Below are 14,223 nucleotides of genomic sequence, written 5' to 3'. Positions count from 1 at the left end.
ACCTTTTAACTCTCTTTCTTCAATATATCAAATCTTATCAATCATATGCTAAAGAAATCGAAATATGCATAAAAGAAGACAACAAAAGTATTCGTGCAAAATCGACAACTTCAGCTGCAACAGCATAAAAAAACATCTATAAGGGTCAACTCCCTCGTCGATGGGTTAAAAGATAAAGTTTACGGTCTAAAAAAGAACGCTAAATGAACTCATTGGACAATCACTCATAAGTTGGTAGCCATTTTAACATTAGCTCATCAAAGCTAGCACCATCGTTCGCACAACTAAAGAAAGCTATGCATCATTCACCAATACAATCAGGAAAAATCAATTTTCACAACAGTAGATGAGCAAACAATAAAATAGTTACGAATGCAGAGCGGCAGGGGCTAGGTTAAATTTTTGAGGGATGTTTCTGCATCGAAAACGCACAAAATGTTTATCTGCCCCAAAAACGAAACTCCCCCACTTGCTAGAATTTATTGCTCACCAAAATAAAGGATACTTCCGCGTTTCACGTAGATTATTTATCATAAGACAAAAAAATACGATAATGAGAGCACCAATAAATGTCGAATTTTAGACACATTTTTAAAAGTATTTAACTCAGTTGTTTTTCTAAGCAAAAAAGCAAACTATGAAATGTTCTAGTTTGCTTTTTTTCGATATGCATTTAATCATATTGTCTTTTCACAGGTTTATAAATTCGTGCTTTTTTCAGTATTGTTTTAGGTACTTGGAAGGTTGCGGTTACAACGCCTGGATGACGACCAATTTCAATCGATCCTGTAATCGTCGCTCGATTCATAACTTCTGGCTCGCTCATCTCAAACAGCCTTGCAGCACGGCTGATAGCATTAGTTGTTGCTTCATTTAATGATGTTCCTGAGCCAACAATTGATACAGGGAATGCTTCCTCCAGTTGCTTAACGCCAAATTCCTCTGCAAGCTCACGTGCGCGACGTTTTTCTTCCTTTGTAAATGGTTTAGCCGTATAAGGTAAATCCTCTGTATTTGGCAATAAAATAGGGCCATCTAAAGCTACTTTTTTCAGTACGCTTACCTGAAGCTGAACTATACCAGCAACATCCGTTGTATGTCCCGCAATTTCACCATCCCCTTGCATTGCGTGCATGTCACCAATATACACACCACCACCTGGAACCTTTACTGGGCAAATAATCGTTGCTCCCTCACGAACACGACTTATATCCATATGTCCATCTGTACGGTGTGTATCTAATTCCGTCTGCGTAAATGAATATTCATGAGGTGCACCGATTAAAAGCGAACCAAAATCACCAGCATTGTGGGAATCTGGCATTGCCTTTGAAGGCGTCGTTCCAAGCTGCCCTAAAAACGGTCGCATTCTTGCCATAACACCTATCAAATCACTTGGTGCTAACGCAACTACAGGGTTTTGCACAGAGTTTTCAGGTGTACGCATATAATTTTTCGCATCCAGTGCAATACGGCGAGCCCCTTCTCGCCCAATCGTTACACCAATATTACCCTTATGATCTAACGCCATAGTATAGCCATTCGTCATGTTAAATGGTGATGTTTCAGTATCACATGTCGAACAGCGAATAGCATTCCGACCTATCCCTTTGACAACTGTATTAGGATGAAGCTTACCACAGCCTGGGCATTTTACTGATACGAATGGATCCCCAATGAAACGATCTATAATTACCTCATCATGCCCAGATGCTGTTGCTACAGATGTTACCTGTAGTGATTTAATCTTGATAACAATGGCGTCTCCCACCTCTGCACCTTCTACAAATACAGGCTTTGTTACTTCATGCCCACCACGAATCGTTGGTGTTAGCATCGGCCCCCAACATCCTGGTGTCGTATTAGCTATGATTGTTCCACCGTCTTTGACAGGTCCAAGCATTTTCTGTTGTGGATCTAAAATACCATCTATGAACTCATTTACGAATAATGTTTCGACGGCTTGCGGCTGCTGTACAAGATCTTCATTTTGTATTTCTTCTTTTTCTAGCACATGCAATTCGTTTATCATTTTTTCGTCACGCCCCTAGTTTTTATTTTATGTATATTGATTTTCGATCAATTATGACCGGTATAATCCCGTAACACCCGCTAAAAGAAGTTAAATTTGATTTCAACGCTTTATCTAACTCTTTGTAGTACATTGTCGATTGTAAAACTAAATTCGACATCAAGTTCGATAGTTCCTTCCATTTTGAGGGGAATGTCAGGAATCGTATGTATTGAATAATTATTTTCGTTCATGATTTCCCCTAATAGAATGGCTATTAAATACATGGAAAATTATGACGTTTGTTTTACATATTTTAAACCTTTTATACATAAAAAACCACAGACTCGTACAAATGTATTGTAAAAGTCTGTGCTTTTATTGTAATTACCCCGAGCACCTTCATTCCTTTTAGATGCAGGCAATTTTAGGACTATAAAAATGAGTGTCGCAGTTAGTAAGAGCGCTAATATTGAAAGTATTAGGTGACCAAGAACCATGCGAAGTAATTTATCAAAAGTTGGTATACCCAGGATAAGAATCCTAAAATAAAATGCTTCTAATACTTCCGTATCACTTTATCACTTTAGTTATTAACGTATAAATCAAAAACTTGTGAGAAATCTTCTTTTTTGTATTTGTCCTTATGATCGATCATCCAATCATTCGCAAAACGTGTAATCTCCTCAAATGATGCCGATGGTGTAACATTGTCATTACCGATACGACCGATGGATGACGAAGCAATCGATAAACTCTTCTCAGCTACCTCTAGCTTGTATGCATTTTGCTTTTGCTCATAGCTAATGGCATGCAACGCTTTATACAAATCTTTAATGTCATTATTAAAACGTTTATGAATGTCAATTGAAAATGGCGTATTGTCAATTGTAAATTTAATTTCGACATCAAGGTCAATAGTTCCTGCCGTTTCCAGGAACACTTCACTAATATTGTGCATTGAGTAGTCGTAACGACGTAATAATCGTTTCTTGCTTATCGCACTTTCACCGTCTACATGAATAATTGCTCGATTTGTAAAGCAGTACTCATCCGCCTTCGTCTTAATTAAGAAATAAATTTTCTCGTCAATTTCATGCAGGATGAAATCATCTGCATCTGCCTTATCATAGTCCTCACGAGCCACAACTACTCCAATATCTGAAAGACCAAGCGCGTCTGCTGCTATTTTTTTGAACATCCTTTTCCCTCCTAGATGGTTTGATACTTTTATTACGCTTTCTATCTGTAAAAAGTTTCAAAAGAGACCTACTGCTAATCATAAAAGCCCGAGCGATCAGTAATGGAATACTAGAGCTAGTTAGTACTCTCATGTAATAAGCTGCTTTGAATATAGACTTTTCAAACGAGTATATAAAGTATTATTTTGAATTCATCACCAAAAAGTCATCCACAACTTTTGATGATAAACCTAACTGATTGATATTTAAGTAATGTCTCAATTCCTTTTTTAAGCAAGTTTCATTTATAATGAGTCACATAAGACACTTTAATCGGTGGGCAAATCCCAAGCTATGCAACTATTATCTTGGCACCGCTGTTATTAACTGAATAAGGAAATGTTTATCGAGCTACTGCTAAACATATAGCTATACGCAAATCTTAAAATAAAAAAGAGAAAGGACGTGTGAACCATGCAAGAACCAACTATTCTAGTGGTGGATGATGAGGCTGATTTAGCAAACCTTCTAAAAGTCAGCCTCCAAAAAGAAGGCTTTAAACAAATTCATACAGCTGGCTCCATTCAAGAAGCCTGGATGAGCTTTCAACAAACACAACCCGACATTGTACTTCTTGATGTGATGCTTCCCGATGGTGAGGGCTACGATTTATGTCGTCGTATTCGGGAAGTGTCGCATGTACCAGTGCTTTTCATGTCAGCGAAAAATGATGAAATTGATAAAATTTTAGGGCTTGCTATTGGAGGAGACGATTATATTACGAAACCTTTTAGTCCTAAAGAGGTTGCCTATCGTGTGAAGGCACAGCTTCGCAGAGCTGGCTATCAAACGCAAGAAGTAGCACCAGTACCTTCCGAGAAGTCAATTCAAGTTGGTCCATTCTTACTTAATGGTGATGAAACGGAGGTACATAAGGACAACGTTTTATTGGAGCTAACAGCGAAAGAGATCGGCTTGATGGCTTGCTTTATGAATAATCCTAATCGAATTTTAAGTAAAGAAACTCTATTTGAGCGTGTATGGGGAGAGGACTTTTTCGGCTCAGACAATACCGTAATGGTACATATTCGACGTCTGCGTGAAAAGGTTGAAAATGATGCATCAAAACCTGTGTATATTACAACTGTAAAAGGGCTTGGCTATAAATTTGCCGTTCCAAAAGAGGAGCAAGTATGAAATGGAAATTAACAGCTAGATTTCTTCTGTCTGTGCTGTCTATTGTTATTATTGTTATTTTCGTAAATACAGCCATTTTAATTGGGTTTTTCATTTTTCAACAGGTAAATACTTATGATCATACAACATCTTATTCAGAGGAAAACTTCGTGCGTGAGTTCCAACAGTATATTGATATAAGTAATGGAACGGTAGCGGTAAGCAAGGATGGACTTCAACAATTGCATCAGCGAAATGCTTGGATTCAATTACTTGATAATAACGGACAAGTCATTGAAGCCCATTTTGCTCCAGAGAAAGCCCCTGCACACTATGCGCCGATTGATTTAATTCAAGTTTATAAATATAAAGAATTCGACGTAAATACAACCGTATATGTGGGAAGTAAAGAAAGTATTAGTTATCTTATCGGCATCGAAGGAAGCGGCGTTACTAGATATGTCACTCATTTTTCTGGTTCATCTGTATTACAGTTTATTGGTAAGTTTGGTTTGCTCATTGTCCTTGCCGATTTATTAGTAGCTACGCTCGTTGGCTGGCTTTTCGGCCGAACGTTGACCAAGCCTCTACACGCAATGATCGAACGTATTCGTCATTTAAAGAATCATGAGCATGTGTCTAGTAAAATGCCAGGTGGTGTGTACAAACCTGTTTTTGAGAATTTAAATGAAGTATCAAAAGAACTTGCCGCACACGAGCAGGAACGCAAACGACTTGAGATGATGCGTGAGGAATGGATCAGCAATGTGTCACACGATATGAAAACACCTCTTGCTTCGATTCGTGGTTATGCGGAGCTACTGAATGATGGAAAATTGACTGCTGATGAACAAAGAGACTACGCTAACATTATCGAAAAACAATCATTGCATATGCAAGATTTACTGGATGATTTAAATTTAACTATGCGCTTAAGACATCAGCAACTTCCGCTCAGCTTAACCGAAGTAAATATGGTGCAATTTATTCGTGAAATCGTTATCGATACACTCAATACCCCTCAATATGAGGAGGCCAATATTGAGTTTAGTGCAACTAACGATGTCATCAAGCATCACATTGACGAGCACTTTATGCGACGAGCGATTATGAATTTTTTACACAATGCATTGCTTCATAATCCTTCTGATGTATCAGTTACTATTCTTGTTGAAGATCATTCAATTACGATTTCCGATAACGGCAACGGCATTTCCGCTGAAGATCTTGAACATATTTTCGAACGCTATTATCGAGGGACAAATACTGAGCAAACGCACGGTACTGGATTAGGTACTGCTATCGCTAGAGATATTATTGAAGCACACGGAGGAACTGTAACAATTACCTCCGAAGAACAACAAGGTACAACTGTCAGCATTCAGTTTCAAGTAGAAAAAAAGGAGTAACCCTAAACTAGGGACTACTCCTTCTTCTTATTTCTTCATTAGCTCCTGTACTTTTGTAGGTAGCTCATGGAATTTTACTTCATCATATGATGTAACTTCCGTTTCTTTTTTTACATAAAGCTTCAAGTATGCATCGTGGCGTAAATTTTTCTGAGCTGAAAACTTTAATGTTTGCTCTTCACCATTTTTGTCATAAGCAGGTACCTCATACCAATACGACTTCATTATTTTACCATCGCTTGCCTTGAATTCCTCTACTTCACCGTCAGTAGTGATATGAACATAGTATGCTTCTTTATTTAAACGGTTAAAATCTACGGTCATTAGGACAACAAGTCCTGCTACGAACAATATAAACAATGCTCCTATACCTAAGAAAACTTTTTTCATATTAATTCCCCTGTCTAACAATTTTATAGAATGAACGAACTGTAAAGATATAATATACGCCGTAAATTGCAGAATAAGCAATCATCCACAGTATTACTGGTTTCGTTATATCCATACCAAATAGTTGTGAAAAGGCTATCAGCGCAAATGCACTATGTGCGATACCAACAATGAGTGGTGCACTAAAGATAACGGCAACCTGCCCTGCAACTGTTTTTAATATCTGTTTTTTATTAACACCTATTTTATTTAAAATCGCATATTTAGACTGATCTTCCTCAGCCTCTGTTAAAATTTTAAAGTAAATAATACTTCCTGTCGCCGCTAAAAATACTAATCCTAAAAAGCTCCCTACAAACAATAGTGATCCTACAGTAGCTAAACTACCCTCATAACTTTGCGGAACACTTGAGAATCCTTCCTTCTGTTCAGTAGCTAGTTGATTAGAAATCTCTTTTGAAATCGCCTGTTGCTTCAAGTCATTATCCATACCAACTACTTGCATTTTAACATTTTCTGCATTTGTTGCAGCGAACACTTTATCATTCACAACGAGTACTGTACCAGCAGGTATAAAGTTTAACACACTCTCCGTAAACATTTTATCAACATGGAATGATTCCCCGTTCTCCAATTTAAACTTTTCACCCGTAAAATCATGTGAGAAACGTTCATCGAAAGTTGCATCAAGTAACACTGTTGAACCATCTGCAATGTGCAGTTCTTTATCTTTCCCCTGCAATTTTGCTAAACGATTATAGTCGGATTCCTTTAATAATGTATATTCAAAAAACGAATATTCATTATCCACGCGTAAATTTTTTACAGAAAGCGCTTCGTTGTACAAGACGTCTTCTTGTGAAAAGTTTACTGTCTCACCCTTCCACATAAATGTGTTAGGCAACATATGACGTACGCTGGCTTCTGCATTGTAATACATTCCGAAAACTCCGCCACCTGCAGTAATCGTTGTCGCACTTAAAATAGCGATGATAGAAAGCGACTTAGCATTTGCTCGAATACGGTACAATAATTGTGATACACCGATTAAATTCAAGCCCTTCCATGACCAAGAAGTTGCTTTTTTCAACGCTGTTAACACAAATACGCTAACACTATGGAATAATAGGTATGTCCCTGCAATCGTTACACCTATAACCATTAATGGCGTACCTAGCACTGTGAAAAATCGCCAAATGTTACTTGTAAAGATATCTTCAGTTGCTGTGTAATAACCAAATGCAATTAGCGCTGTCCCAAGAATAGCTGCTAAGAATGATGCACGTGGAATTTTCTCCCCTTGCTTCTCGGCATGGAACAGGTCAATCAATTTAAATTGATAGATGACACGATAACCCTGTAAGGATGTGAATAAAAATAGTAGCGCAAAAATTCCTGCTGTATTTACAAGAGCCTCAGAGGAAAAAGTTAAACTTCCTACAACCTCATAGCCCATTAAACGAACTAAAATCATTAATAGCCCTTGTGACATAAAGAACCCAAGAATAATTCCTAGTACTAGAGAGACAAGCCCAATCACTAAATTCTCGAAAAAGAGCATTAAGCCAATTTTTTGCTTACGCACACCTAATAAAGAGTAAAGTGCTACTTCCTTTTTTCGTCTCTTCATAAAAAACGAATTGGAATACGCCATAAAGATGATGATAAAGAATAATAGCACAACGGATGATGCACTCATCAATCCCTTAATTTGCTGCGATGATTGTTTCAATGCTGAAAGATCATCATTATATTTCAATGTCACAAACGTAAAGTAAATGACGATACTAAAAACCATCGAGGCGATATATAAAAAGTAGTTCGACAAATTACGCTGAACATTTTTACGCGCTAAACTAAATAACGTCATTTACTCCACCTCCGATGCCAGCAAGCACCTGTAAAATCTCTTGGAAGAACTGCTTTCTAGTTTGAGTACCACGATGAATTTCCTTTGAAAGCTGTCCGTCCTGAATAAATAGAATGCGCTGACAGAAGCTAGCTGCAAATGCATCATGCGTAACCATCATAATAGTTGCCGCTTGTGAATTATTTAAATCACTTAAACTTTCAAGTAAGTCTGTTGCTGATTTTGAATCAAGAGCACCCGTTGGCTCATCCGCAAAGATTAGTTTCGGCTCTGTAACTAACGCACGTGATGATGCTGTACGTTGCTTTTGCCCACCTGAAATTTGATATGGGTATTTATCAAGTAAGTCTTTTATCCCAAACAGTGTAGCTATGCGTTCTACCCTTGCGTTAATTGCCTTTGTTGGCACTTTTGCAATCGCAAGAGGTAGTACGATATTTTCACGAACTGTTAAAGAATCGAGTAAGTTATAGTCTTGGAAGATAAAGCCTAGATTATCACGACGAAAATCTGCTAACTCCGCATCCTTCATGCGCGCTAAGTTTGTATCACCAATAATAATTTCACCAGTCGTTGGCGTATCAATTGTGGCTAACACATTTAATAACGTCGATTTCCCAGCCCCTGAAGGCCCCATTACACCAACAAACTCTCCTTTTTCTACTTCAAATGATATATTCGATAGCGCTGTAAATGTATTTGCGCCTTTGCCGTAAGTCTTTTCTACATTTTGTACCTTTAATAATGGCGTCATAAACGCTCACCTCTTCTTTCTGACTTTAGTATACGCACTCAAACTTACAGCAAATTTGTCCTAAGCTTACAACAACCTTAAATCAACTTATCCACATGACATACGTTTTAACAAAATATCACCCTACTTTATAGTTTTATCGCCGAACTTTTGAAGTTTATCGACATCCACCCTCAAAAGAGCATAAAAAAGGATTCACACACAAACTGTGCGTGAATCCTCAACTTTATTATGCTAAAACTTCTTTAATATCATTCTCAAAGCTACTTGGCTTATCGGCTGATCCATAACGTCCAACAACTTCACCATTACGATTCACAAGGAATTTTGTGAAATTCCATTTTATATTATTGCCGAGAAAGCCTTTTGAATGCGATGTCAAATGCTCAAAAATAGAGTGTGCATCCTTACCATTAACCTTCACGATTTCATGCATAGGGAACGTCACGCCATATGTTAAACGGCATTGTGATGCCGCTTCCTCAGCAGTCGCTACCTCTTGTTTAAACTGATTGGATGGGAAGCCAAGAACAACCAGACCTTCATCCTGATATTTTTTATATAGACCTTCTAGTTCTTCAAACTGCGGTGTAAAACCACATTTGGAAGCCGTATTAACAATTAGCATTGCCTTGCCCTTATAACGATCTAAGCTATATTCAGTACCATCTTCCAAAGTAACCTGAATGTCGTAAATGCTCATTTCTAATAACCCCCTTCGTTATAAACGCGCATTTATTCTGGCCACCTGCTGTAGCGGATCCCAAACACCATTAAATGGAGGCGCGTAGGCTAAATCTAAATCCAGTAAATCTGGTAACGTCATTTTATTGTATAAGGCTGTCGCAAACACATCGATCCGTTTATCAACACCTGCAGGTCCAACAATTTGTGCGCCTAAAAGCTGTTGATCTCGTTTCCGAACAATAATTTTAATAAACATCCGTTGGGCACCTGGATAATATCCCGCAATATGGCGCGCAGACAATTTAAATGCCTCATATTCAAAACCTAACTCTTTAGCATTGCGCTCATTAATACCAGTCGTGGCAATCGTTAAATTGAAAAACTTTAAGATCGACGTACCTACAATTCCACGAAACGGCGCGAACTTGCCCGACATATTGAGCCCCGCTAAACGACCTTGCTTATTCGCTGTCGTTCCAAGAGGTATATAATCTAGGCGTTCTTTCACAATATTAAAATGCGTTGCACAATCTCCCGCAGCATAAATATTTTCAACAGATGTCTCTAAATGTCGATTGACGATAACCGCACCATTCTTCTCAAGTGCTATACCTGTACCTTCTAAAAACTGAGTATTTGGTTTAATCCCCGCAGCCATAATAACTAAATCCGTATCAAATGCGCCATTGTCTGTTATAACTCGCTCAACACGGTGATTCCCCTCAAATGCCTCTACCTTTGTATTTAGCATAAGCTCGATATCATTCTTTTTCGCTTCTTCATGAACATGTTGAGCAAGCTCTTCATCTAAAATTCTTGCAACATAGCTACCTCGTTGAACCAATCTTACTTTTTTGCCGCAAGCATGGATCGTCTCGGCCATCTCTAGCCCAATATAGCCTGCTCCAATAATTGTTACATTTTCTATATCCGGCGTTAAATCGGCTAGTAACTCATCTAGTTGAGGTATTGTTTTCACCGTGTGTATACCCGCTAAATCCGAACCCTTTTTCACCGGCATAATAGGATCCGCGCCTGTTGCAATAAGTAGCTTATCATAAGGAATTTCAAATGCTTCACCAGATGACTGTGTTCCAAAAACAAGCTTCTTGTCTACATCAATTCCGTTAACCTCATGACCAACACGAGCATCAATACCGTACTTATCACGAAACGTTTCTACATCTCTTGCTATAAGACGCTTTGTCGATGAAATACGCCCATCAACAACATAGGGCAAGCCACACTGTCCATATGAATAAATAAATCCACGTTCTACAGATGTAATCTCTGCTCCTGGTACATTTCGATAAATTTCCATTGCTGCTGACATACCCGCAGCATCTCCTCCGATGATTACGTATTTCATCCAACAATCCCCCCTATTTTTTTCTCGTTGCTAGTAAGCCTGCATAATAGTCCATATAAAAACGGCGTCTACCTCCACTTACAATGACACGAATTACATGAATAGCAATAACCATCATTAGAACAAAGTTCGCTAGAAAGGCTAACAATGTAATAACAATTTGTAGTACATAAAATGGTGAATCCATATTTAATTTTATGTTCCCTATAATTGTTATAATCTCCGAAGTACAGACTATCACGAGAATAGCAACACAACGGCGCCAAGATTGGCTGACAATACTTTTGCCGTTTTCACTGACCATTGTAAATCGCATAAACTTCATCCCTAATGTTGCACCTTTTGTAAAGCTTGGAACAACACCAAAGAGCAACAAATACAAAGCAATTTTTATTAAAAACTCAAAAATGCCACTATAGCCTGTTTCGACACTAACGAAGAACAAAATGACTTGCGCTATAAATAAATCTATTGCTAGTGCCAACAAAATCGATAATGGTTTGACAATATCTTTCTCGACCATTTCAGCTGCTTTAGCCGTCACCTTTTCATGAGAAGGAAACAGCGCCCACACAACAGGGGCTAAGAAGAACCCTAATAGCGCACCAACACTGTTAAGTATTAAATCATCCACATCAAAAATTCGATACGCACAATTAAAGATGCCATAAATTCCTGTATATTGGGTTACCTCATAAAACAATGTTAGCAAAAAGCTAAATAGAAATGCACGCTTCCAGTACTTTCTTTTTTTAAGGAAATAACGCAAGTACACGCCAAAAGGCATGAGTAGCAAGAAATTAAAAAATGCCTGAAAAAAAGCAGGCTGCTTCGGTATATAAATCCATGTTGATGGATTCGTCAAAACAATCCCACTATCCTTTAAAATATCCGTGACAAATTGAAAAGGATGTAAATTATAATGGACAGTATCTGGGGCTTGCAAAGAGCAAGTATCACGTGTTTCTGGGAAAGGCAATAATACTAAGCATAATGCCGATAAAAAGTAAAAAATAAATGAGAACGTAATAATAGTTTTGGATACAGATAAGTAGCCATATTTTCGATACGTATAAATAAGCCAAGGTACAAATAGCATAAAGGATGCGAAAATTGTTATTAAAAAAGCTACCATTATAGAATTTGTATAAACTGACATAGAACACCTCTTCGTTTTAAAATCGGCTATTCACCATAAGGTGGATTTCCGTTCCAGCTGAGTGTTTTCTGAGACGGTGCATGCAATTAGCCGCTTTAGTGAATAAGCTTAAAAATTTCTTAAACTTAGTTTACCCTTTTAACACAACACTACTATTTCATTAATCTTAAATAATCCTTAATTAGTAATGTAAAGTTAAAATTCCGCTTAGACTCCCAGGAGACAAATAAGAGTACACTAATGTAACTCGTGCCTGTCCACAGAAAGCAAAGCGGAATTTTATCGAATAAGAACTATTTATTTTTGTTGGAAATGCTTTTACGCAGACCTACTATGCTTTTGCGATTTCCTCTTTGCAGAATGTTAAAATCTCTTCTAGCTCTTCATCCTCTAATGCAAAGTCTAAATACTCACCTTCTGCTTTTTCCATGATGAAGTAATTTAAAACAAATGCCTCTTCACCTTTTTCAGCGATTAGTACACGAATTTCAATTCCTGCTTCGTGATAAAGCTCATCTTCTTCATTAATATCTACATCTAAAATAAATTCGTAACGCTTGCCTTCAATAATGTTTGTTGGATCTAAAATTTCTTCCATTGAGAATTGTGTAATTTCCATTGTGTACGATCTCCTTTAAGTTAACCTGTTCTTATATATATTAAATCAAATTCAGCATGGGTCAAAGAGAAAACTCGTATACACTTGAAAGTAATTATGCCACAATGAAAATAAATTAATTGAGAGACGTGATTCTCTTACATAAAGGAGGCTTTTTCTTGAAAGAGCTACTATATTATCAAGATGTTATGTTACGTGAATTCAATGCAACAATTATCAATAAAGGAACCGATGCAGATGGCCGTAATTACGTGGTGCTATCAAATACTGCATTTTATCCAACAGGAGGCGGACAACCTCATGACACTGGTACTTTAAACGATATCGAGGTTATGGAGGTCGAGAAAATCAATGATGAAATTCGCCATTATATTCAAGGCGACTCTTCTAGCTTAGTTGGAGAAGTGCATGGACAATTGAATTGGCAACGACGATTTGATCATATGCAGCAGCATGCAGGTCAACATATTTTAACAGCAGCCTTTGTCGAGCTTTTTGATGCACAAACTGTTAGCTTCTATTTAGGTAGTGACCAAGTCACAATTGATATTGCCGTGGATGTCCTAACGGAAGAACAGCTTGTGGCTGCGGAAGCCCGTGCCAATGAAATTATTTTAGAGAACCGCCCAATTGAAACAACATGGATTACAGAAAAAGAATTAGAGAACTACAGCCTACGTAAAGATGTAGCCGTTACAGGAGATATTCGACTTGTTATTATTCCAGACTTTGATTACAACGGTTGTGGCGGTACGCATCCAACATCAACAGGACAAGTCAGCGCAATAAAAATCCTTGGCACAGAAAAAATGAAAGGCAATATTCGTGTCTCCTTTGTATGTGGTCATCGAGTTTTAGCGGAGCTAGCCATGCGAAAGAAAGTTCTAGCTGACGTTGCAAGGCAATTAAGTGTACCTGAAGTTGAAGCAGCTACAGCACTTACAAAAATCTTAACAACACAGAAAAGTACAGAAAAGGCACTTGTGGCGGCAAAAGAAGAGCTGTTAAATTATGAAGCAAAAGCGCTAGTTTCTAGTAATGAACGTTTTATTTCTGCCGTTTTTACTCAACGTACTATGCAAGAGCTTCAAAAATTAGCTCGAACTGTTGTCACTGAGCAGGTAGACACTATCGTATTACTTGTTTCAGAAAATGAAGACAAGCTTCAGTTTGTCGCAGCACGTGGTGCAAATGTTGAAATAAGTATGAAGGACATTGCCGCAAAGGCACTGCCACTTATTAATGGAAAAGGCGGCGGCAGTGATCAGATAGTACAAGGCGGTGGCGAGCGAATTATCTCTACCGAGCAACTATTTGAAGCAATGCAAGAAGTACTAAACTAACCTTACAAAGGAGCTGTTCCATTACTGGGATGGCTCCTTTATTCATTTAGGCGCTCCTTCACTTGCTGCACATTCTATTGCTGGAATCTGCCCCATCGATAACTATCCACAGACAATTGCTCTGCTAAAGTAATCAATTCCTCAATAGATTATTTTATCCACAAATTATCCACAAACAGCACGCGAATTATCCACATACCATCCCGATTATACCTAATCGATTCACCAGTTAGATTAATGAAAGAATTTTCCATA

The 14,223-nt window shown here is 37.9% G+C and carries 12 protein-coding genes; 3 read left to right on the top strand and 9 right to left on the bottom strand.

The annotated features are described in order from the left end of the window. Positions 1 to 673 precede the first annotated feature (673 nt). Entirely contained in the window at positions 674 to 2,032 is a 1,359-nt protein-coding gene (locus tag ABE34_RS22085) for an acetamidase/formamidase family protein (RefSeq protein ID WP_197144592.1), read from the bottom strand. 565 nt (positions 2,033 to 2,597) lie between these two features. Beyond that, positions 2,598 to 3,212, bottom strand: coding sequence for a PH domain-containing protein (locus ABE34_RS22080; RefSeq protein ID WP_197144591.1), 615 nt, complete (start codon positions 3,210 to 3,212; stop codon positions 2,598 to 2,600). A 454-nt stretch (positions 3,213 to 3,666) separates the two neighbouring features. Here ABE34_RS22080 and ABE34_RS22075 point away from each other — a divergent pair, with 454 nt between their 5' ends. Together ABE34_RS22075 and ABE34_RS22070 are read left to right on the top strand one after the other, a co-directional pair. Beyond that, entirely contained in the window at positions 3,667 to 4,389 is a 723-nt protein-coding gene (locus tag ABE34_RS22075; RefSeq protein ID WP_197144590.1) for a response regulator transcription factor, read from the top strand. Then, on the top strand, positions 4,386 to 5,777 hold the full coding sequence (locus ABE34_RS22070; protein WP_197144589.1) for a sensor histidine kinase: 1,392 nt from the start codon (positions 4,386 to 4,388) through the stop codon (positions 5,775 to 5,777). Before ABE34_RS22075 ends, ABE34_RS22070 begins: the two co-directional genes overlap by 4 nt. A gap of 27 nt (positions 5,778 to 5,804) precedes the next feature. Here ABE34_RS22070 and ABE34_RS22065 read toward each other — a convergent pair whose 3' ends face one another. The 7 genes from ABE34_RS22065 to ABE34_RS22035 form a co-directional block, all read right to left on the bottom strand. Continuing rightward, a complete protein-coding gene (locus tag ABE34_RS22065; RefSeq protein WP_197144588.1) occupies positions 5,805 to 6,167 on the bottom strand; it encodes a YxeA family protein in 363 nt (120 codons plus the stop codon). A 1-nt stretch (position 6,168) separates the two neighbouring features. After that, complete coding sequence (locus ABE34_RS22060) at positions 6,169 to 8,037, bottom strand: ABC transporter permease (RefSeq protein WP_197144587.1); 1,869 nt, start codon at positions 8,035 to 8,037, stop codon at positions 6,169 to 6,171. Beyond that, entirely contained in the window at positions 8,024 to 8,791 is a 768-nt protein-coding gene (locus tag ABE34_RS22055; protein WP_197144586.1) for an ABC transporter ATP-binding protein, read from the bottom strand. Before ABE34_RS22055 ends, ABE34_RS22060 begins: the two co-directional genes overlap by 14 nt. A 229-nt stretch (positions 8,792 to 9,020) precedes the next feature. After that, complete coding sequence (locus tag ABE34_RS22050; RefSeq protein ID WP_197144585.1) at positions 9,021 to 9,494, bottom strand: glutathione peroxidase; 474 nt, start codon at positions 9,492 to 9,494, stop codon at positions 9,021 to 9,023. Positions 9,495 to 9,512: 18 nt separating this feature from the next. Continuing rightward, a complete protein-coding gene (locus ABE34_RS22045) occupies positions 9,513 to 10,847 on the bottom strand; it encodes an FAD-dependent oxidoreductase (protein ID WP_197144584.1) in 1,335 nt (444 codons plus the stop codon). Positions 10,848 to 10,860: 13 nt separating this feature from the next. Next, on the bottom strand, positions 10,861 to 12,006 hold the full coding sequence (locus ABE34_RS22040) for a VanZ family protein (protein ID WP_197144583.1): 1,146 nt from the start codon (positions 12,004 to 12,006) through the stop codon (positions 10,861 to 10,863). Positions 12,007 to 12,337: 331 nt separating this feature from the next. Further along, positions 12,338 to 12,625, bottom strand: a complete 288-nt coding sequence (locus ABE34_RS22035) for a DUF6509 family protein (protein WP_197144582.1) — start codon at positions 12,623 to 12,625, stop codon at positions 12,338 to 12,340. Positions 12,626 to 12,783: 158 nt separating this feature from the next. On the opposite strand from ABE34_RS22035, the gene ABE34_RS22030 reads away from it, so the two are divergent. Beyond that, a complete protein-coding gene (locus ABE34_RS22030; protein ID WP_197144581.1) occupies positions 12,784 to 13,968 on the top strand; it encodes an alanyl-tRNA editing protein in 1,185 nt (394 codons plus the stop codon). The last annotated feature ends 255 nt before the right edge of the window (positions 13,969 to 14,223 follow it).

Origin of the sequence: Lysinibacillus sphaericus, from assembly GCF_015844675.1 — a bacterium.
Lineage (GTDB): Bacteria > Bacillota > Bacilli > Bacillales_A > Planococcaceae > Lysinibacillus > Lysinibacillus sphaericus_E.
The sequence above is the reverse complement of the archived record's forward strand: the minus strand, read 5'-3'. Positions and strand labels throughout refer to the sequence as shown.

Excerpts from the sequence above, each read along its gene's own strand:
- ABE34_RS22085 (WP_197144592.1), bottom strand. The coding sequence starts at position 2,032 with ATGATAAACGAATTGCATGTGCTAGAAAAAGAAGAAATACAAAATGAA.
- ABE34_RS22080 (WP_197144591.1), bottom strand. The coding sequence starts at position 3,212 with ATGTTCAAAAAAATAGCAGCAGACGCGCTTGGTCTTTCAGATATTGGA.
- ABE34_RS22075 (WP_197144590.1), top strand. The coding sequence starts at position 3,667 with ATGCAAGAACCAACTATTCTAGTGGTGGATGATGAGGCTGATTTAGCA.
- ABE34_RS22070 (WP_197144589.1), top strand. The coding sequence starts at position 4,386 with ATGAAATGGAAATTAACAGCTAGATTTCTTCTGTCTGTGCTGTCTATT.
- ABE34_RS22065 (WP_197144588.1), bottom strand. The coding sequence starts at position 6,167 with ATGAAAAAAGTTTTCTTAGGTATAGGAGCATTGTTTATATTGTTCGTA.
- ABE34_RS22060 (WP_197144587.1), bottom strand. The coding sequence starts at position 8,037 with ATGACGTTATTTAGTTTAGCGCGTAAAAATGTTCAGCGTAATTTGTCG.
- ABE34_RS22055 (WP_197144586.1), bottom strand. The coding sequence starts at position 8,791 with ATGACGCCATTATTAAAGGTACAAAATGTAGAAAAGACTTACGGCAAA.
- ABE34_RS22050 (WP_197144585.1), bottom strand. The coding sequence starts at position 9,494 with ATGAGCATTTACGACATTCAGGTTACTTTGGAAGATGGTACTGAATAT.
- ABE34_RS22045 (WP_197144584.1), bottom strand. The coding sequence starts at position 10,847 with ATGAAATACGTAATCATCGGAGGAGATGCTGCGGGTATGTCAGCAGCA.
- ABE34_RS22040 (WP_197144583.1), bottom strand. The coding sequence starts at position 12,006 with ATGTCAGTTTATACAAATTCTATAATGGTAGCTTTTTTAATAACAATT.
- ABE34_RS22035 (WP_197144582.1), bottom strand. The coding sequence starts at position 12,625 with ATGGAAATTACACAATTCTCAATGGAAGAAATTTTAGATCCAACAAAC.